Annotated in this window: 17 protein-coding genes and 1 pseudogene; 12 read left to right on the forward strand and 6 right to left on the reverse strand. The window is 44.2% G+C overall.

The genetic code is table 11. From position 1 onward, the window contains the following. Nucleotides 1–5: 5 nt before the first annotated feature. The 3 genes from Q9312_RS01085 to purM form a co-directional block, all read right to left on the reverse strand. On the reverse strand, nucleotides 6–1,124 hold the full coding sequence (locus Q9312_RS01085) for a DUF3108 domain-containing protein (RefSeq protein ID WP_309202674.1): 1,119 nt from the start codon (nucleotides 1,122–1,124) through the stop codon (nucleotides 6–8). Between the two features lie 195 nt (nucleotides 1,125–1,319). Continuing rightward, nucleotides 1,320–1,970, reverse strand: coding sequence for a phosphoribosylglycinamide formyltransferase (gene purN / locus Q9312_RS01090; RefSeq protein WP_309202675.1), 651 nt, complete (start codon nucleotides 1,968–1,970; stop codon nucleotides 1,320–1,322). Between the two features lie 13 nt (nucleotides 1,971–1,983). Then, complete coding sequence (gene purM, locus Q9312_RS01095) at nucleotides 1,984–3,027, reverse strand: phosphoribosylformylglycinamidine cyclo-ligase (protein ID WP_309202676.1); 1,044 nt, start codon at nucleotides 3,025–3,027, stop codon at nucleotides 1,984–1,986. A gap of 156 nt (nucleotides 3,028–3,183) precedes the next feature. On the opposite strand from purM, the pseudogene Q9312_RS01100 reads away from it, so the two are divergent. The 8 genes and pseudogenes from Q9312_RS01100 to hda form a co-directional block, all read left to right on the forward strand. Further along, nucleotides 3,184–3,711, forward strand: a pseudogene (locus Q9312_RS01100) (7TMR-DISMED2 domain-containing protein); the annotation flags it as partial. Nucleotides 3,712–4,012: 301 nt separating this feature from the next. Further along, on the forward strand, nucleotides 4,013–5,023 hold the full coding sequence (locus Q9312_RS01105; protein ID WP_309202677.1) for a GGDEF domain-containing protein: 1,011 nt from the start codon (nucleotides 4,013–4,015) through the stop codon (nucleotides 5,021–5,023). 239 nt (nucleotides 5,024–5,262) lie between these two features. Continuing rightward, a complete protein-coding gene (locus Q9312_RS01110) occupies nucleotides 5,263–5,655 on the forward strand; it encodes a hypothetical protein (RefSeq protein WP_309202678.1) in 393 nt (130 codons plus the stop codon). Continuing rightward, entirely contained in the window at nucleotides 5,655–6,683 is a 1,029-nt protein-coding gene (locus Q9312_RS01115; protein ID WP_309204532.1) for a substrate-binding domain-containing protein, read from the forward strand. Before Q9312_RS01110 ends, Q9312_RS01115 begins: the two co-directional genes overlap by 1 nt. A 219-nt stretch (nucleotides 6,684–6,902) precedes the next feature. Further along, nucleotides 6,903–8,225, forward strand: coding sequence for a DUF2066 domain-containing protein (locus tag Q9312_RS01120; protein ID WP_309202679.1), 1,323 nt, complete (start codon nucleotides 6,903–6,905; stop codon nucleotides 8,223–8,225). Next, nucleotides 8,225–8,851: a CDP-alcohol phosphatidyltransferase family protein gene (locus Q9312_RS01125; RefSeq protein ID WP_309202680.1), complete on the forward strand. Its 627-nt coding sequence runs from the start codon at nucleotides 8,225–8,227 to the stop codon at nucleotides 8,849–8,851. Before Q9312_RS01120 ends, Q9312_RS01125 begins: the two co-directional genes overlap by 1 nt. Before the next feature lie 2 nt (nucleotides 8,852–8,853). After that, nucleotides 8,854–10,137: an AI-2E family transporter gene (locus Q9312_RS01130; RefSeq protein ID WP_309202681.1), complete on the forward strand. Its 1,284-nt coding sequence runs from the start codon at nucleotides 8,854–8,856 to the stop codon at nucleotides 10,135–10,137. A 31-nt stretch (nucleotides 10,138–10,168) separates the two neighbouring features. Continuing rightward, entirely contained in the window at nucleotides 10,169–10,840 is a 672-nt protein-coding gene (gene hda / locus Q9312_RS01135) for a DnaA regulatory inactivator Hda (RefSeq protein ID WP_309202682.1), read from the forward strand. Nucleotides 10,841–10,859: 19 nt separating this feature from the next. Here hda and Q9312_RS01140 read toward each other — a convergent pair whose 3' ends face one another. Both Q9312_RS01140 and speB read right to left on the reverse strand, forming a co-directional pair. Next, nucleotides 10,860–11,219: a carboxymuconolactone decarboxylase family protein gene (locus tag Q9312_RS01140; RefSeq protein ID WP_309202683.1), complete on the reverse strand. Its 360-nt coding sequence runs from the start codon at nucleotides 11,217–11,219 to the stop codon at nucleotides 10,860–10,862. A 154-nt stretch (nucleotides 11,220–11,373) separates the two neighbouring features. Further along, on the reverse strand, nucleotides 11,374–12,300 hold the full coding sequence (gene speB / locus Q9312_RS01145) for an agmatinase (protein ID WP_309202684.1): 927 nt from the start codon (nucleotides 12,298–12,300) through the stop codon (nucleotides 11,374–11,376). 276 nt (nucleotides 12,301–12,576) lie between these two features. Here speB and speE point away from each other — a divergent pair, with 276 nt between their 5' ends. The 4 genes from speE (at nucleotide 12,577) to Q9312_RS01165 (ending at nucleotide 17,312) form a co-directional block, all read left to right on the forward strand. Next, entirely contained in the window at nucleotides 12,577–13,434 is an 858-nt protein-coding gene (gene speE, locus Q9312_RS01150; RefSeq protein WP_309202685.1) for a polyamine aminopropyltransferase, read from the forward strand. 22 nt (nucleotides 13,435–13,456) lie between these two features. Beyond that, nucleotides 13,457–15,181 carry a pentapeptide repeat-containing protein gene (locus tag Q9312_RS01155; RefSeq protein WP_309202686.1) on the forward strand — a complete coding sequence of 575 codons (1,725 nt, stop codon included), beginning with the start codon at nucleotides 13,457–13,459 and terminating at the stop codon, nucleotides 15,179–15,181. A gap of 24 nt (nucleotides 15,182–15,205) precedes the next feature. Continuing rightward, nucleotides 15,206–16,270 carry a TolB family protein gene (locus Q9312_RS01160; protein ID WP_309202687.1) on the forward strand — a complete coding sequence of 355 codons (1,065 nt, stop codon included), beginning with the start codon at nucleotides 15,206–15,208 and terminating at the stop codon, nucleotides 16,268–16,270. Nucleotides 16,271–16,430: 160 nt separating this feature from the next. Next, nucleotides 16,431–17,312, forward strand: a complete 882-nt coding sequence (locus Q9312_RS01165) for an HDOD domain-containing protein (protein ID WP_309202688.1) — start codon at nucleotides 16,431–16,433, stop codon at nucleotides 17,310–17,312. Between the two features lie 115 nt (nucleotides 17,313–17,427). Here Q9312_RS01165 and Q9312_RS01170 read toward each other — a convergent pair whose 3' ends face one another. After that, on the reverse strand, nucleotides 17,428–18,969 hold the full coding sequence (locus Q9312_RS01170) for a phosphoenolpyruvate carboxykinase (RefSeq protein WP_309202689.1): 1,542 nt from the start codon (nucleotides 18,967–18,969) through the stop codon (nucleotides 17,428–17,430). Between the last annotated feature and the right edge of the window lie 208 nt (nucleotides 18,970–19,177).

Raw genomic sequence — 19,177 nt, forward strand, 5'->3', positions numbered from 1 at the left:
AGATCTTACAGCCACTTTAAACTGCTCAATAAAATGGTTCCTTCTGGCTTACCATTTCGGTACTGCGCCATTTTAATGGGTAAATAGCCCAGGTCGGGCGCTAACCATAAAATGACTGACTTGCCATGTTTGTACTCTGGCTGCTGTGTCCAAACCACGGTTTGCATGTCACCCAGTGGTGTCGAAATGGTTTCTTTTCCCTCATTAATAAACACATAGTCGGTCCGTTCGCCTTTGTAGCTCACTCGCAGAGATTCTTTACGACGATTACTTTCTGCGAGCAATCGTAAACCTAATTGATAGTTCAAGTGATCGAACACTTTCTGGTTCAGGGGAATTTGCCACGTATGATTATTGTATTGCCCCGACTCTTGATTGTTCGCCCAATTAAACTTCGATTCGATCAATCGATCGTCTTTGAAAGAGCGTTGCGTGACTGAATGATAGGATTGAGAAACAAGTTGATCGTGTTCAAGTTCAAAGCGAGAGGTTTCTTCAAAAAAGTATTTGTAGTACCACTTTTTAATGGTGGTTGATTGAGAGAGTTGCCAAAGACCTTGGCTTTCTTTTTTAAGTATTCGAGTTGCAGTACCCATTTTGTCGTTGCCGTCGAGTATTTGATATTCTGCGTGGTAGGGCAAAATATCCATCAAGGCATGAATCGGTGTTTGGCTGCTGTTAGGGGTATCCTCAGACTTTAGGGACTTTTCCCTTGTAGCGTCGGTCATCTGCTCGGATGTGCTAGAGGCTGTGTTAGAGCTTGTGCTAGATGAGCCTACTTCTTGTGCTTCACTAGGATTGTTAGACTGTTCGCTGGCCAGAGCTAAACCACTGAGCAAGCTGATCACAAGTAATATACTTTTCGCCGAGAGGTTAGCCGTGATGGCAGTGGAAACTCGACCTTTCCCTTTTACCATGCTTTCTGGGGAAGACAGTAAAGAGCCTATTTGATCGCTTGCTAAAGCGTTTGGCCGCATCGAGCGCTTGTTGGTCTTACAAAACATCAGTCGCGAGTGCTTCGAAAAGGTACGAGCGAAGGTTGAGAGGACTGTACTGACAATAGAACTCATAGCAAGCAATGGCTCTGCGATCGTTAAGGTTAATTGTCTAATCTCTCTTCGCATAAATCCTCTTAGCTGGTTCAGACGTCCTGAAACACAGTACTTATTGCTGGCGGTCGGCCTCATTCGCTAACCGAATTAGCGATGCAACGCTTTGACCTTTCCCGACAGCTTACTGGGTTATGTCTTAATATAAGATTAACAAGATAGTTAATCTGTAGAGCGATATTGATTAACCGCGTTGACTGATTTACCGCTTCAGTCTTCGATGAGTTGTGGTTCCTTGATAAGTTGTTCGTTGCGCCACGCTTTGCCTTCTCGATAAGTCACTTCACCTTCAGCGAGCCACTTTACAACCCTTGGGTAAAGCGTGTGCTCTAGCCGTTTGATGCGTTCTACCAAGGTTTGTTCCGTGTCGTCATGGTTTATTGGTGTCTTAATTTGCGCGATCACCGGTCCACCATCGAGTTCTTCGGTAACGAAGTGAACACTGGAACCGTGTTCAGTATCTCCAGCTTCGAGGGCTTTTTTATGGGTGTTTAGGCCCGGGTATTTGGGCAACAAAGAAGGGTGAATATTGATCATTTTACCTTCAAACTGTCGTACTAAACCGGCGCTCATGATGCGCATATACCCAGCCAGGACGACCAAGTCAGGTTGCCACGTTAAAATGGCTTGTGCGACTTGGTTGTCGTAGTCCTGGCGGTCGCCGAAAGTTGTGTGATCGACCACCGCTGTGGCGATACCGGCCGATTGAGCAATGCTTAAGCCGCCAGCATTGGGGCGGTTGCTTAGAACTCCGACGATCTCAATTGGCAACTGCTGATTGGTTTGTTGGTCAATCAAGGCTTGCAAATTACTGCCTGCCCCAGAAATCAGTACCACTACGCGAAAGGCGTGCTGACTCATAAAGCTTTGTGTCCTACGCCATTACAACTTGATGTTCGCCTTGCTGTGCTTCAATGTGGCCAAGTAACCAAGCGTTTTCTCCGGCTTGATTTAAGGCTTCAATCGCTGCAGAGCTTTGATCAGCAGGGACAATAACAATCATACCAACACCACAGTTAAAGGTGCGGTACATTTCAGTTAACTCAACGTTTCCATTGTCTTGCAGCCACTGAAAAACCGGCGGTAACTGCCAACTTTTAGTATCAACACGAGCCTGTGTATTTTCTGGCAAAATACGAGGTATGTTTTCTAGGAAACCGCCGCCAGTAATGTGAGCTAATCCGTGTACGCTAAACTGCTTAATCAGCTCGAGCAAAGGCTTCACATAAATGCGAGTGGGTTCAAGTAAGGCTTGACCTAAAGTCGTACCTTCAAAGCTCATGCTTAGATCAGCACCTGACACTTCGATAATCTTACGAATTAATGAGTAGCCATTGGAATGCGGGCCGCTTGAACCTAACGCAATGATGTGGTCGCCTGCCGCGACTTTAGAGCCATCGAGAATGTCACTTTTTTCGACGATACCCACACAAAAACCCGCGAGGTCATAATCGCTACCTTCATACATACCGGGCATTTCTGCTGTTTCACCGCCAACCAGGGCGCATCCACTAAGTTCACATCCCTTACCAATGCCATCAACGACATCAGCAGCAATATCAACGTCGAGCTTACCAGTTGCGTAGTAATCTAAGAAGAATAAGGGTTCTGCACCACCAACAATTAAATCGTTCACACACATGGCCACTAAGTCGATACCAATGGTGTTATGAATGCCTGCGTCCATGGCCAATCGAAGTTTGGTTCCCACGCCATCGGTCCCTGAGACCAACACGGGTTCACGGTAGCCTGACGGAAGTTCAAACATAGCGCCGAAGCCGCCTAAGCCAGCCATAACTTCAGGCCGACGAGTGCGCTTCGCGACGCCTTTAATGCGTTCAACCAGAGCGTTTCCTGCATCGATATCGACGCCAGCATCTTTATAACTTAGAGAAGGTTTGTTGGTTTGTTCAGACACAGTTAGATTCTCGCAAAAAAATTTGGCGCTATTTTATCACGCAAAACTGTTCGAGACGAGGAGGATAACCCGTAATTACTCGACTATACTGCTAAGAAAACAAAAAAGGGGTGTTCATTGCTCACCAAGTTCTTTCGTGCAGTCATTTTAGTCGCTTTGATTCAACAGGCAGGGGCGGTTGACCTGCGGCCACTACAAATACTTGATGAGCCAAAGCAATCGGCGTGGCAAGCGCTATATTTACTGCGTGACCCAGGTGCCGATCTCACCTTAAATGATATTAAAGATAGTTTAAATTTTAAGCATCTTGGCCCCCAACCTCAAACCACCGTTATAACATTGAATGCGAATCGTAGTTTAAATTGGCAGCGATGGGGGAAGCCAGAAATTCCCTCGTTTGGCTACCAAGAAGGGATTATGTGGGCATTGCTTCCACTGAGAAACTCATCGGATGAATGGATCAATCGACTCGTCAGTATCGAGGCATCAATCATCGATGAAGTGGATATCTTTGTGTTTACCAAAGATAGTCAAGAGCAACATTATCGTGGTGGAAATCTGTTTTCACCGAGTAAACGATTAACCTTAACCACCGTACCCAGTGCGGTTGTGGTGTTGCCTCCTCAGTCCAATGGCTTAATCTTGTTTCGCATGACGACCGAAACAGCGGTGCACTGGCCGGTGAATGTTTGGCAATCACGCGAGTTCAGTGCGCAACAACGCAGCAACATATCGTTTGAAATGTTGTTCTATGGCTTGATTCTATCGTTAGTCATTTCACAATTGACGCACTATTTCATTAATCACAATACTTTTACTCTTTGGTACGCTTTGAGTGGCATTAGCATTGTGCTGTTCTTTATGTCGATTTCTGGAACAGGAACCTTGTACCTCTGGGGCGAACTGGGTGGATTGGCACGAGACGTCATTGTTTATTGTTTGATTTTTATGTTTGTGGCAACCAGTGGGGCTTGGGATTCAAGTGATGAACATCAAAGGGCAATTACCTCGAGCTTATCCTTGGCTAAGAGGGCTTCAGTTTTTTGCGTTTGCATGGTTGCTGTTTTTATTGTTGTTCGGTTACTCCATCGCGGTCGTTACCATTATGGTTTATGCCGCCGTTGTTTGTTTAGGTTTTACGGTGGTCGCTGCTCGGTTATGGCGACGTGGAAGTCGAGAAGGAAAATATTATTTAATTTCTTGGACTCCGTTTTTTCTTTCGGGTGCCTTGTTCATGTTAAGTAAAATAGGTGTCGCTTATTGGGAACCCGTGATCGCACGATTAATGCAGTTTGCTGCTGTGTTTCAATTGATTGTTTATTTTTATTACCAAAGTTCCACCTTTGCTGAGCAGACGAAAGTGTTGTTAGAGAAAAAAGACGAAGCGCTCGCGTTAGAAAAAAATTACTCTGCGAAATTACAACAAGAAGTGGATGACCAATCGACTGCATTGTCGCGAGCCAATGAACAGTTACAACAGTTAAATACCATTGATGCGCTTTCGGGCGCATACAATCGCCGGTTTTTTAACCTCGAGTATCCAAGAGAGAGCAAACGAGCCATTCGTCAAAAGTCAGTTCTGAGTCTGTTGGTGATTGATATTGATCGTTTTACGCGCATTAATGATTTGTACGGTCATTTGTCGGGTGATAAAGCGATTCGACAATTATCCGAAGTTATTTCTTCGATCGCCAAACGCGATACCGATTGGATCGCGAGATTTAATGCCGATCGATTTGTGGTAATTTTGCCACATACACCCTTGACTTATGCCGATCAGTTAGCTGAAAAAATAGCCAATGAAAGTGAGCAATTAAAAATTCATGACAAAGATGGTAATGCTATTGAGTACACCATTTGTATTGGCATCAGTTCTGATTTGCCCTCTGATGAACATGACCCTTCTTACCTATTAGAACAAGCTGAGCAAGCATTAATACTGGCCAAGCGGCGAGGAGCAGGACGCATTTGGATCTACGAAAAAGATCCGACTTAACGAGCGCCCTGAATAAAAAACAACCCCTCATCAACCTGCAAAAAAATTAATTTATGAACGGTTGCAAAATCGTCATATTTTTTCGTTAAACTCATGCCAACATTCCGTTTGATTATATCAACACAAAACTGACATCAATCTGTCATATTTCAGACATATAGTGCGCGCTGATTTTTAAACTAAGACTGAGTTTAAATCCTGATTAAGTTTTAACTTAAACGGGTAACGTGGAGAGAGTGATGGCTAATGCCTTAGTAACAACCTTAAATACTTTTCTTAATGAGATACTTAAAGTGGATATCTCTCGTTTTAATGAACGGCCAGCAAAAAAGATCGATGGTTTAATCAACAAAATAATCGTTCGAACGAAGTTAGCTCTTCTAGCGATATCGGTCACTTGGACGAATGCTGAATCGATTGATTTACGTTTGCATGGATCGAATACGGTTGGTGAAAAATACGCTCCCTTATTGATCGATGGCTTTTTAAAACAGCAAGGCTTTGTTCTCATCGATACTCATGCCGGCGAGGTTTCGGTTGAGAAAAAATTATTGCCCGTGATCCTCGCACTAAGCGACAAGTCGTCGTTGATTTACAAAGTCATGGTTCGAGTACCGGTTTTAAAGATTTAATTGCAGGTAAAACCGATTTAGCCATGTCTTCGCGTAAAATAAAGGCTCAAGAACTGGACGATTTGAACACTAAATTTCCAGGCTTAGAGTTAGCAGAATTTGAACACATTATTGCCTACGATGCGCTGGCGATCATTGTTCATCCAGACAATCCGGTGAACAGCGTAACATTGGAGCAACTGGCGCAAATTTATTCCGGTCAAGTCTCCAATTGGCAAGACCTTGGCGGCGCTGATTTACCCATTCAGGTATTGGCTCGAGATGATAATTCAGGGACCTACGACACATTCAAGTCATTGGTACTAAAACCTTTCGAAGGAAAACTAATTAGCTCAGCAGGTCGCTATGAATCATCGAAAGCGTTAGCCGATCAAGTTCTTAGCAATGCCGGAGCAATAGGGTTTGTCGGCATTTCTCATACGGCTGAAACGAAAGTGGTATCTATTGCAAGCGCTCAAGGAGCCGATGGCATCGCGCCCACCAAATACACCATAGGTACAGAAGACTACCCGTTATCGCGAAAATTGTATTTGTATTATCCGCCTCAGCAAGATATTGCCTTAGCTAAAGCATTTATTGAGTTTGCAACGCACGAGCAAGGCCAAAAGCTTGCCAGTGAGGCGGATTTGATTTCCTTTTTCCCGACCACCAGTCGGCCCCGTCTCGAAACGCACGATCTCTCGCGGGAATACGCGAATCTGGCAATGTATGGTCGGCGTTTGTCGGTAACTTTGCGCTTAGAACAAGCGGAGATGGATGCGAAGACGCGGCGTGATTTATCGCGATTGATCGGCTACCAGCAACAAAATCCGCATAATCGTCTCGTTTTAGCTGGGTTTTGGGATGATCCTAAAATGTCCAAGCAAAGTGCCCAACGAATGACGCAATGGATCGATGCCATTAAGCAGGCGTTGAAAGCCGCGGAAGTTGAGCCATGGGTGGTGCAAGGCGGCTTTTTACCAATAGAAAACAATCAGTTGGAACAAGGAAAAGCCTTGAATCGACGAGTTGAGGTTTGGGTATTGTAATTCGAATCGCATGGACCAGTGAGTGTCTCGAGCTCACTTGGCAAGCTGAGCGATGAGTCAGTGCTCATCGCCAACTCTGGGTTAAAACGTGATTAGACTCTCAAGCTATTGATTTTTACCGATTAAATGTCAGATTAAATCGCGACTAAGCTTGGTAATTAGGGTGCCTTCGATTATGATAACCGGTTATATTGAGGTTATTATTTTTTAAGGTGCTGCATGCGCGTAATTTTTTTAAGCTTGGTCGTATTCTTGTTCAGCAGTCAGATCGACGCCGCTGCGCAGAGTGAGCGATTTTCAGTCGCTGTAGAAGTGGCTGATCGTTCTCAATCGGCTCAGCAAACGGCCATGATCCGGGCTTTTCGCGAAGTGATTATTCGTGCCAGCGGTACGCGACGAGCGCTCGAGGCATTTTATGTGCAAGAGAGCTTTAAGAAGGTTGCAACCTATATTCGAACTTACGAGTACCGAGATGGAGAGCGTGACCCAGAAACGGGCGTAACGCCTTTGTTGCTCGTTGTGTCGTTTGATGCCAATTCGGTTCGCCGGTTACTGCAAGATTCTGCGGTTCCTATGTGGAGCGGCAGTATTCCCGTCACCTTGGTCTGGATGGCCCACGAGTATCAGCCGAATCGGCAGGTGGTCAGCTCGAGCACTCCCAATGATGATCCCGTAAAGCGTTTAATTGAAACTCAGGCAAAACGCCGTGGACTCCCTGTATTGTTTCCGCTGATGGATCTTGAAGATGAAATGGTGATATCGGTCAGTGATATATGGGGTCGCTTTGCCGATCCAATCATTAACGCCTCGCAACGTTATGGCAGCGATGTCGTGGTGGCAGGTCGATTAATTGAAGACGATGGTCAGTGGCAGGGGCGTTATTTGCTAAAAATCGGTGAACGTCAGTTCTTCGAAGATTTCTCAGCCGAGACAGACGTTCAAGTCGTTGAGCAATTGATTGACTGGTTGGGAGAATCTCTGTGTGATGTATATTGCGTGACCGAGTCTTATTCGAATAACAATCAACAACAGCTGTTAATTCAAGACATAGGTAGCTACTACTCATTTCGCAGCATGCTTAATTATTTAGAGCGCTTATCGGCGATTCGAAAAGTTGAAGTGGTTGCGGCAAAAGGTCGCTCAGTTTTACTAGCAGTCGATTTGGTGGGTGAAGTTGAGTCGTTGCAGCAAGCCATCAGTTTAGACGATAAGTTAGTGCCGGTGACCGATTCCGCAACGATTGAAAAGGCGTATCGCTATATTAGCTTTAAAGAGGGTATCGATACAAAAGGGATGAATGAAGAAGGGTTACCTAAGCCAACGATGGGTGGGCTTGACCCTCAAACTTCGCAAGCCAATGAAGCGGTTGTTGCTGGAGCAACGAGTTCTGTTGTACCCAACAATAACTCAGCGAACCCAACAAATCCGACGCAGGCAAGTGGCCCAAACAATGTACCAACGGTCGATTTGAATGGTTTGGCAACACCTGATCCCATCGCCAAAGCATTAGAGACTCTTTTGGTCTATCGATGGCGCCCTTAATGCTACGACAAATACCCAATATTATTACCGTTCTGCGGGTGCTTTTGGTCGCACCTCTGATTTATTTGTTGGCGCAATCACAATACTACTGGGCATTGTGGCTGTTCTTTTTTGCCGGTCTTTCCGATGGAATCGATGGTTTTCTTGCCAAGCGATTTAATTGGAAAACACGATTTGGAGCGATTCTTGATCCCCTAGCCGATAAGCTACTTTTGGTATCCACGATGCTGATGTTAAGTTTGAACGGTGAAATAAGTTGGTGGTTGTTCGGACTCGTCACACTGAGAGACTTAATCATAGTCACTGGAGCCGTGGTCTATCATCGCGCGCTTGGGCCTTACGACATGCAGCCAAGTCGACTGTCGAAGGGTAATACCTTTTTTCAAATACTGTTTGTCGTGTCAGTATTGGTGTCTTTAGGGTGGTACACTTTACCCGATTGGTACATGCTGACTTTAGAAATGGTTGTCTATGCCTCAACGGTTATCAGCGGAACCCACTATATATTATTGTGGGGTGGCCGTTTTCATCGCAATCGAGATATTCATTCTAACACCAAGGTTGCTAAGTCTCAGAGCGGTGAACAAAGTTATCCAGATGAAAATAATCATTTAAAAGGAGATTGAAAATGGCGGATCTAAAGCGTTGGTGGTGGCTTGGCGTCATTCTTTCAATCTCTGCGTTTATTTATTTTTTAAGTCCTATCTTAACGCCGTTCTTTCTAGCGGCAACCTTTGCTTATTTAGGCGATCCGTTGGCCGATTGGTTGGAGCAAAGACGCTTCAATCGTACGATGGCCGTGATAGTAGTTTTTTTAGTCTTTACCTTGGTTGGCTTTGCGGCCATTTTAATGATGGTCCCATTGTTGAAACAACAGTTTGAATTAGTTGCTGAGAAAACGCCGGTCGCCGTCGAGTATTTTAAAACCGAAGTCTACCCGTGGCTTTCGAGTCACTTGGGCTCGTCGAGCGCTGGCTTTGAGCTCGCTGATATTGAAAAAACGATCAAAGAGCAACTGACTGGCAATGCAGGCTTAATGGCCAGTGTGATGAAGTCAATCTCATCGTCTAGCTTAGCTTTGTTTGCTTGGTTAGGAAACTTGGTGTTAATTCCGGTGGTCACCTTTTATTTGTTGCGCGACTGGGACATTTTAGTGGCAAAAACATCAAACCTGTTTCCGAGACATGTTGAGCCAGTGGTCAAAAAGCTTGCCTCTGAATGCAATGAAGTATTGAGCGCATTTGTGAGAGGCCAACTCATGGTGATGTTGGCATTAGGCGTTATCTATGCAGTTGGACTTTACTTTGTCGGTTTAGACTTGGCTTTGCTCGTTGGTATGATTGCTGGTTTAGCAAGCATTGTTCCGTATCTTGGATTCATCGTCGGAATTATTTTCGCGGTCGTCGCTGCATTGATTCAATTTGGTGATCCTCAAGTATTAATTTGGATTGCGCTGGTGTTCGCGATTGGTCAAATGCTTGAAGGTATGGTTTTAACGCCATTGTTGGTTGGCGATAAAATTGGCTTGCATCCAGTCGCTGTTATTTTTGCGGTGTTAGCCGGAGGTCAACTGTTTGGGTTTTTAGGTGTGTTGTTAGCATTGCCAGTCGCTGCAATCATTATGGTGTTATTGCGGCATGGCCATGACCGATACATTAACAGTGTGCTTTATGGTGAAGTGCCCGGTGACTTGCTCGCTCAGATCGAGGTAACGGATCAAGAGATCGACAGCGAGAGAGGTGATTCGGAAGTTTTGGTGGGTGATTCTAACTTGTCTGAAAATGATAGCTCTTCAGAAGAAAATGGCTCTTTAGAAAAGAGTCATTCTTTAGAAGAAAGTCGTTCTTCAGAGAAAAATAGCTCTTTAAAAAAGAGTGACGCATCCAATAACGATGAGTCGAGCACTCGTTGAGCAACCTGACTAAAAGTGAACCATTAATCGCATGCAGCAGCTTCCCTTAAATATTCGCTTAGATCAAGAAGTCAATTTTGCTTCTTATTTGATTGGTAAAAATCATTTTTTGATCGACTTTTTAACGCATTTAAAACTTGATGCATCTGAGTTGGTATTTCTATGGGGTGAACAAGGTTGTGGGAAGTCTCATTTACTGCAAGCTCTAGGTAACCGTTTTTCAGAAGTGGCTTTTCTTCCACTGCAAGAACCAGGGCTAGCGCCAGCGATGGTCGATGGAATGGAGCAGTTTTCGGTTGTCTGCATTGACGACATTCAAGTTATTGTCGGCCATAAAGATTGGGAAGAAGCTATTTTTCATCTGTATAATCGAGTTAAAGATCGTCATGGTTTGTTGATTATTACCGCAGAGTTGCCTCCGGCAGAACTCGACATTCAATTAGCGGACTTAAAGTCTCGATTAACGGCGATGACTGTTTTTAAAGTGCAACCACTGTCAGATAATGATAAACAGGTACTCTTGCAACAAAAGGCTGCTGCAAAAGGGCTAGCGTTAGGATCTGAAGTCGCACAATTTATGTTGAGCCGAAGTTCTCGAGACTTAAATCATTTAATGAAGGCTCTTGATGAACTAGACACCGCTTCACTCATTTCCCAAAGAAAAATAACCGTGCCCTTTGTCAAAGATGTACTTGGTTTGTGAAGCGGATTTAGCCTGGTAATTATTTCGTTTGTTGTTGCTCTTGAAATAAAAACTCTAACGACTCTGCGGCATGTCTTAGATGTGGAATAACAATCGAGCCACCCACGAGCATCGCAACGCCCATCGCTTCGTCGATTTCCGTTTTGCTGTAACCCGCTTTTACTGCACCTTCTAAGTGATAATCAATACAGTCATTGCAACGTAAAACCATTGATGCGACAAGTCCTAGTAGCTCTTTTGTTTTTGCGTCCAGGGCGCCATCGCCATACGCTTGCTTATCCAGTGAGAAAAACCGTTTAGTTAATAGGTTATCAGTGTCTAAAGCTTTTTCATTACCAGCCAGACGTTTTTCACGAAAAGTTTCAAACGGATGCGTCATATTTTTTTCCAAAGGTTGTGTTTTCCAAAGGTTATGTTTTACAAACGGTATTGTTTTAAAAACGGTACTGTTTTAAAACAGTCATGTTTTCCAAAAAACTTCTTTTACAAAATCAAAGTCATTCAAAACCAATTGTCTTTACTAAAACGATGGTTTATTTCATTTCAGGGCGCGTCGTTAATACGTGCAATAACTCAAGCCCTAATGTTGCCGCAGCCAATGAGGTGACTTCGCTGTTGTCATAAGACGGGGCCACTTCAACAATATCCATTCCGATGAGGTTGATTCCTTGAAGCCCGCGAATAATTTCGAGTGCTTTATGACTGCTGATTCCTCCACAGACGGGTGTGCCTGTGCCGGGAGCAAACGCCGGATCTAAACAATCAATATCGAAAGTAACATAGACCGGACGATCACCAATTCTTTGGCGAATCGTGTCGATAATGGTTTCGGTACTCCAGTTATTTGCATCGACGCCTGAAATGACCGTGAAGGGGTGATCTTGCTTGGTATAGTCAGTCCGAATACCAATTTGAATGCTGTGTTGTGCACTGATTAAGCCTTCTTTTGGCGCGTGATAAAACATAGTGCCGTGATCGAACCGAGAGCCTGCCGAGTAGGTGTCGGTATGCGCATCAAAATGAATCATGGCCAGCTCACCATGTTTTTTATGGTGTGCTCTTAGTAATGGCAGAGTAATAAAGTGATCACCGCCAAAACTCAGTAAGGTTTTGCCTCCTTGAATAATCGAATAAGCAAACTCAGCAAGCGATTGGGTAAATGCTTCGGCATCTCCGGGTGCAAAAATAAAGTCACCCACGTCGATAATAGAGAGACGATCGCTGAGTTTAAAATCCCAAGGCCAACGTTGTTCTTCCCAAGCTAAATGGGTCGATGCTTGTCGAATTGCTCCAGGACCCATTCTGGCCCCTGAGCGACCCGTGGTCGCCATATCGAAAGGAACGCCCAAGATGGCAACATCGGCATTGCTTTGATCGGGGGTGAAGTTGAGCGGCTGTCGCAGATAACCAAACGCATTGGAGTAAAGCGAATGATCCGGTGAAGAGGCTAGTGTGCTCATTTCTATAGAGATCCTCAGTGAGTCAGCTGTTGGGCAATACGCCAGTGTGTTTTAAGACAATTAATAATACTGATGAGATGCATTATAGCGCGCAAATCACAAATTAAAATATCTACAGATACGCTTCATTTCGTCGCCAGCCTGAGCAGTAACCTGGTGTATCGACTTATGACGGATGGGCGGGAGTAGGCTGGACTAATAGCGCGACTGATCGCTATATTTTCTCTTTGAATTTCATTACAATAGCGTCAATTCAGAGCATTTGCGGACAAACTCATGTCAGAGCGTTATTTAGAAGTTTTATATCCTACCTATGGTCAATACTTTGAGGTAAAGGAAGTTCTATTCGAACACAAAACCGATCATCAACATCTCATTATTTTTAATAATGACCATTTTGGTCGGGTGATGGCCCTCGATGGGATCATTCAAACCACCGAGAAAGATGAATTTATTTATCACGAAATGCTAACCCATGTGCCGCTTATGGCCCATCGTTCACCTAAATCAGTTTTAATTATTGGCGGTGGAGATGGCGGTATACTGCGAGAAACACTTCGGCATTCCAACGTTGAACGAGTGGTGCAAGTAGAAATCGACCAGTCGGTTATCGACATGTGCAAAGAGTATTTCCCTAAGCATTCAAATGGTGCCTTCGATGATCCGAGAGCCGAGATTGTGATTGCCGACGGTATGGACTACGTCAAACAAGCAACGGAAACCTTCGATATTATTATCTCTGATTCAACTGATCCGGTGGGTCCTGGAGAAGTATTGTTTACCAACGACTTCTATCGTTTAGCAAAAGCGCGTCTAAACGATGGTGGAATTATGGTGACTCAAAACGGTGTTTGTTACATGCAATTAGACGAAGTGATTAATACGACGAAACGTATGGGTGCGCTGTATCAAGATCAAACGTTTTACACGTCAGCCGTACCTACCTATATCGGTGGACTAATGACGTTAGCTTGGGCGACTGATGATACGACGCTACGTCAGCAAGAGGTGGCTGATATTCGTCAACGATTTGAGAGCAGCGGGATTAAAACACGTTACTACAACCCTGAGTTGCATAAGGCAGCGTTCGCGTTGCCACAATACGTTCGTGATGCCATTGATGCAATAAAGTAGCTGGCGATTTGGAGTAAATTGCATGGAAGTAAATTCATTATTAGAATTGATCGATATGGGGCAGTCGGCTTGGAACGAATGGAGAGAAGCCAATGCCTCAGTACCAATTAATTTATCTGGACATAATTTTTCGAATAAGGATCTTTCAGGTTACGACTTCTCTGAAGCTAATCTATCTTATTGCAACTTTTCAAAGTCAGACTTAAGTCATGCGAACTTTATTTCGGCTAATCTACAGCACAGTAAATTTGGATTTTGTAATTTAGAGTCAGCCAAGTTTATTGCGGCAGAACTAGCGCATGCCGACTTAACCCTCGCGCACTTGAAAGGCGCAAAATTTTTAACCGCGCAATTAACGCACACGAACTTCTCTTACGTCGATTTTTCTGGCCACTCACTACAAGGTATGGACTTTCGTAAAGCCAAGTTGTCTGGTTCCATTTTGCGTTCACAGAACTTGAAAGGGATGAACTTTGCTGAGGCTGATTTATCACAAGCTGATTTAACCGAAGCGTCGTTAGAAGACTGTAATTTACAAGGTGCTAATTTAACCAGAGCTATTTTGACCGACAGTTTGCTTCAAGGTGCGTTTTTCAAAGAAGCGGATCTCACCGAAACCGATTTGTCCAACAAATCACTTGTGCGTAGTAATTTTGCTGGCGCGAAGCTCGAGAACTGTGATCTACGAAACAGTGAATTAGAAGGCGCGATTTTCGATAATGCAACCATGACTGGTTGTAAGTTTTTTAACGTCAAGAATAAAGGGTGGTCGATTAAAAATGTTCGTTGTGAACATGCTTTTTGGGATAAAGAAGGACTGATATCGTCACGCTATCGATTGCATGAGTTTGAAAAGCTTTATTCAGAATCTATCGTGATAGATTTACGATACGATAAGTATATTGCACCTCATGAATTGAGTGCACTGCCGATTTTGGTTGAACATTTAGAAGCTCGACATTGGGGAATTAAACTTCGTGTCAAAAGTATTCGAGAAGAGGCAGGCGGCAGTCGAGTCAGCATTGTGGTGCAAGACACCGGCGGTATGAACGCGAAACAACTTGAACAAGATCTCAAAGAAGAAGCCAGTCATTTATTGGCAGCACAAATTGCAATGCGTAACGATCGTCGTTTGTTGACTGAGTTTAAAGAGAGTTTAGCGCAGGTTAAAAATCAATTTTGGCCGCAATTACTTGAGCTTGCTGCCGATTCCGAAGCCGGCAAAATGCGCATGTTCACGATTATGTTACTCGACCTAAAAGGCTTTTCGCGCTGGAAGGGAGACGAGTTAACCGAGAAGTTAACCTTATTCAGAGGGCTTGTGCAGCCGATACTCAAACGTTGGAAAGCGAGCTATCCAAATATGGAAGGCGATTCGCTTCGTGCAACTTTTCAAAATGCAGCCGTTGGAGTGGCGTGCGCCAGTATGATAAAAAGCGTACTGGATGCAGCGGGATTTCCTTGTCGCATAGGAATGGATCTTGGCGAGGTAGTTTTGCAATACAATGAGATTACCGAGCAAACCGACCTGTCAGGTGAAGCCGTAAACTTTGCCGCTAGGTTAGAGTCTTTGGGTCAAGGCGGTGAATTATTGATCTCGGAGCGAGTTTGGCACTATGTAAAACATCAGAGTGAGTTTTTTGATTATGAGCCAAGACTCGCGCGGCTAGAAAAAGGTGTGGGTAATCTGCGCGCTGGTGAACAAGTTCATTGTTATGCGGTCACTATGAAAAAACCAATAATTTAGAACGAAAAGCAGGAGAGAGCGATAATGATGATTAGGCTAATTCGATATAAACTTGCTACTCTGAGTTTTAATATCCGCCTAGTAAGCAGTTTCATTAGACTCAGTGTTGTGGTTGCTAGCCTTTCGTTCATGTCGACGGTGTCAGCAATTCCCGGTACCGATATTTCTCTCCTTAAAGTGCTTGCCAATTTGGTAGAAGCGAAAGCACAGACTTCAACGTCGACAACAGAAACCATGAAGCCTTTTAGCGCGGAATTTATGCAAACAGTCATCGCACGAAAGGGCTACGATAATCAGCCGTATTTTGAATCATCCAATAGCTTGCTCTTTACTCGACAAGATGGAGAGCAGACCGATATCTATCGTCTTGATTTATTGAACCATAAAGTGACTGCGTTAACTCGAACAAACGTCAGTGAATATTCTCCAACTCCGTTGGGTCCTGATTCTTTTTCAACGGTGGTTGCCGATAACGGAAAGCAAACCTTATGGATTTATCGCTCTGGTAAAGCGGTGGAAAAAGTGAGTGGGGCGGTAGAACCTGTTGGGTATCACGCTTGGCTATCGACGTCGCAACTGATGATGTTTCGATTGGCAGAGCCGCATGAGTTAGTGCTTTTCGATCGTGAAAGTGGTAAGTCACGCGTGGTTGCTAAAGACATTGGTCGAACGTTAATCGCTGATAATGCCGGACAAGTATTCTTTGCTCAACGCCAATCCGATGGGATGTATCTTGCGTCTTACCAAGCATCGACTGACGCAGTAACTCTATTGGCAAAACTCATGGCCGATCGAGAAGACTTTGCTTGGCATAGGAATCTAGGATTCATTAGCAGCGATGGAAAGCAGTTGTATTACCTAGATGCGGCTACTTCGCAGTGGCGCCTTATCGATGTGACGCTGCCCGAATCAATCCAAGACATTACACGGTTAGCCATTGCGCCGAACGGCCAAGCCATCGCGATCGTGCACTCAGATGTTGATACTGCTTCTTTGGGCAGCGGTTCTGTTCATAGTGGTTCTGGTCAAAGCAATTCTGTTCCTAGCAATTCTGATCAAAACAATTCTAGCGACCGCGATTCTGAGTGATATTTTGTCAAAAAGTCGCAAATTTTCAATGAGTCTCCCCAATTTAGCAAAAAACTGAGCAAATCGATTTATATTTGCTAAATTTTAAAGAGTTTGGTGCGATGACGAAAATGATCTATTCGTCGTAGCGATGTCTTTGGGCTATTTTGGGGATCTTCCTTTGAGTCATGAGATTAATGAGCAAGGCGTTCAAAAGAAAAGTCAAACAGGGCCTGATTTCCACGCATTAGTCGCGACGATCAAGCGAGCGATCGATGATGGCCGCCTTCGTGTTCCTTCTTTCCCAGAAAACCTTGTAAAGCTGCGAGAAGCGCTCGATAAACCAGACTCTTCAATAAGAAATTTAGCTCAGCTCGCTCATACCGATCCGGTTTTAGCCAACCGTATTTTCGCCATAGCGCAATCTGCGGCTTATGGATTAAACACAGAGCAGCAGTCGCTTTTAAAAGTAATGCAGCGCTTAGGCATGAATGTTATCCGTAGTACCATTTACAATCATTGTTTGGCGCAATTGTTTAATGATAAGCGGTTCAAGCGCGTTGAAAGCGTGGCAAACTTTGTCCGAAATCGAAGTCTAGAAATTGCCGGAATTGCTTACGCATTGTCTAAAAAGTATCGCATTGAAGACTCATCTTTGGCCTTGTTGTCAGGCTTATTTCACAACGTAGGTGCTTTGGTCATCTTAAGTTGGTTATCGCAAAGTCCGAGCCATAAGTTATCTGAAAAAGAACAGAAATCGCTGATCCTCTATGGCCAATACCAATTAGCCGGTCGAGTCCTCGAACGGTGGCGAATACCTGAAACATTGCGTCGCGTTATTATGGCTGGTGAAATGAGTGTTGAGACCCATGATCAGCAGAACATCTATGTGCATTTAATCAGTGTTGCGCGCTGGGTCAGTCGAATTTTGCGCAACCAAAAAACCATTGAAGATCCGCCATTATCGTCACTGGCTTTATTTAATCTCGATGTTGATCAAGTACTACAAGACAAAGATGATTTACTCATGGAGATGATACGTATTATTCAATTAATTCGTTAAATGATGTACCAGAATTTTGTGTCCACTGGCTAAAGTGTTTAACCTGATGCTTTTAATGAGACCAATAAAAAAAGGGGAGCAGATGCTCCCCTTTATCGAAAACTTTCGAAATTGATTACAGCTTGGGACCTGCATTGACTATTGAGTCAGACACTTCGAATTTTTTAAAGTTTTCGATAAACAGTTTTGCAAGCTCTTGAGCTGTTTCGTCATAATTTTCTGGCTTTTCCCAAGTTGACTTAGGATCCAGAAGTTCTGGCGCTACACCTTCGACCGCAACCGGTGCTTGCAAATTGAGGAAAGGGATTTCTTGAGTTTCGACGTTGCGTAATGCACCTGTCTGAATCGCGTTGATAACCGCTCGAGTTGTTGGGATATCGAAACGTTTGCCGCCGTCTCCGTAAGGACCGCCTGTCCATCCTGTATTCACTAGGTAAACTTTTGCGTCATTAGCGTCGATACGCTTCATCAAAAGCTCAGCATAAACACCCGCAGGGCGAGGGAAGAAAGGTGCTCCGAAACAGGTTGAGAAAGTTGACTCGATGGCTGCTGTTGAGCCAATTTCTGTTGAACCAACTTTAGCCGTGTAACCACTTAAGAAGTGATAAGCCGCGGCTTCTTTACTAAGAATGGAAACCGGAGGAAGTACGCCTGTTAAGTCACAAGTTAAGAAAATAATGGCATTTGGTTCACCGGCCGCATTCTCGTCAACTTTAAGTTCAATGTGATCGCGAGGATATCCTGCGCGTGAGTTTTGAGTTAGAGAAACATCGGTGTAGTCTGGCTCACCTTCGTCGTTCAGCACAACATTCTCAATGATGGTGCCGTGCTTGATGGCATTCCAAATGACAGGCTCGTTTTTCTCACTTAAATCGATGCACTTGGCATAACATCCACCTTCAATGTTGAAAACGGTGCCTTCACCCCAACCATGCTCATCGTCACCGATTAAGAAACGCTCTGGATCGGCTGATAACGTTGTTTTACCGGTACCTGAAAGTCCGAAGAACAAAGTAACGTCGCCTTTACCGTCAGTGTTTGCTGAGCAGTGCATTGGTAGTACGTCTTTAGCCGGAAGTAAGAAGTTTTGAACCGAGAACATGGCCTTTTTCATTTCACCAGCGTAGCGCATACCAGCGATGAGAACTTTACGCTGTTTGAAGTTGATGATCACACAACCATAACTGTTGGTACCGTCGCGCTCTGGGTCACAACGGAAGCCCGCGGCGTTTAATATTTGCCACTCTGGGCGGTTGTCTTGGTTGTATTGCTCGACACGAATGAACAAGTTACGAGCAAAAAGGTTTTGCCAAGCGGTTTCGGTTTTTACATTGACCGGTAAGAAGTATTCATCGCCAGCACCAACATGCAATTTTGACTGAAAGTATTCTTCTTGAGTTTCTAAATGCGTTTCAACTCGATCCCAAAGAGCATTGAATTTGTCTTCGTCAAAAGGACGATTAACATTGCCCCAGTCGATGTCGTTTTCGGTGGTCTCTTCCTTAACAATGAATCGGTCGTTTGGTGAACGTCCGGTTCTTTCTCCAGTTTCTACAGCAAGGGCACCATTACTGGCAATCCGACCCTCACCGCGCTCCACTGCTTTGGCTACTAGTTCATCAGTGGATAAATTTAAATGCACCTTAGCTTGTGACATGTGACTACTTCCTCGGGCGATTAGATTTCGATTAGGCTAAAAAGTGCGCGCGATTGTATCAGGTTAAAAAGTGTAAATCGAGATTTTTATGGGAAAAAAATGAAGAAAAACAGTGAGTTAAGTTAACTTGTGTTGTAATTTACTTTCACATATCCAGCGTTTAACTGAATGAATATTGAGATTTATTTCGCCAAATAACCAGTGATTC

It is taken from the genome of Pleionea litopenaei, assembly GCF_031198435.1.
GTDB classification, from domain to species: domain Bacteria; phylum Pseudomonadota; class Gammaproteobacteria; order Enterobacterales; family Kangiellaceae; genus Pleionea; species Pleionea litopenaei.

Excerpts from the sequence above, each read along its gene's own strand:
- Q9312_RS01085 (WP_309202674.1), bottom strand. The coding sequence starts at position 1,124 with ATGCGAAGAGAGATTAGACAATTAACCTTAACGATCGCAGAGCCATTG.
- purN (WP_309202675.1), bottom strand. The coding sequence starts at position 1,970 with ATGAGTCAGCACGCCTTTCGCGTAGTGGTACTGATTTCTGGGGCAGGC.
- Q9312_RS01105 (WP_309202677.1), top strand. The coding sequence starts at position 4,013 with ATGAACATCAAAGGGCAATTACCTCGAGCTTATCCTTGGCTAAGAGGG.
- Q9312_RS01110 (WP_309202678.1), top strand. The coding sequence starts at position 5,263 with ATGGCTAATGCCTTAGTAACAACCTTAAATACTTTTCTTAATGAGATA.
- Q9312_RS01120 (WP_309202679.1), top strand. The coding sequence starts at position 6,903 with ATGCGCGTAATTTTTTTAAGCTTGGTCGTATTCTTGTTCAGCAGTCAG.
- Q9312_RS01125 (WP_309202680.1), top strand. The coding sequence starts at position 8,225 with ATGCTACGACAAATACCCAATATTATTACCGTTCTGCGGGTGCTTTTG.
- Q9312_RS01130 (WP_309202681.1), top strand. The coding sequence starts at position 8,854 with ATGGCGGATCTAAAGCGTTGGTGGTGGCTTGGCGTCATTCTTTCAATC.
- hda (WP_309202682.1), top strand. The coding sequence starts at position 10,169 with ATGCAGCAGCTTCCCTTAAATATTCGCTTAGATCAAGAAGTCAATTTT.
- Q9312_RS01140 (WP_309202683.1), bottom strand. The coding sequence starts at position 11,219 with ATGACGCATCCGTTTGAAACTTTTCGTGAAAAACGTCTGGCTGGTAAT.
- speB (WP_309202684.1), bottom strand. The coding sequence starts at position 12,300 with ATGAGCACACTAGCCTCTTCACCGGATCATTCGCTTTACTCCAATGCG.
- speE (WP_309202685.1), top strand. The coding sequence starts at position 12,577 with ATGTCAGAGCGTTATTTAGAAGTTTTATATCCTACCTATGGTCAATAC.
- Q9312_RS01155 (WP_309202686.1), top strand. The coding sequence starts at position 13,457 with ATGGAAGTAAATTCATTATTAGAATTGATCGATATGGGGCAGTCGGCT.
- Q9312_RS01160 (WP_309202687.1), top strand. The coding sequence starts at position 15,206 with ATGATGATTAGGCTAATTCGATATAAACTTGCTACTCTGAGTTTTAAT.
- Q9312_RS01170 (WP_309202689.1), bottom strand. The coding sequence starts at position 18,969 with ATGTCACAAGCTAAGGTGCATTTAAATTTATCCACTGATGAACTAGTA.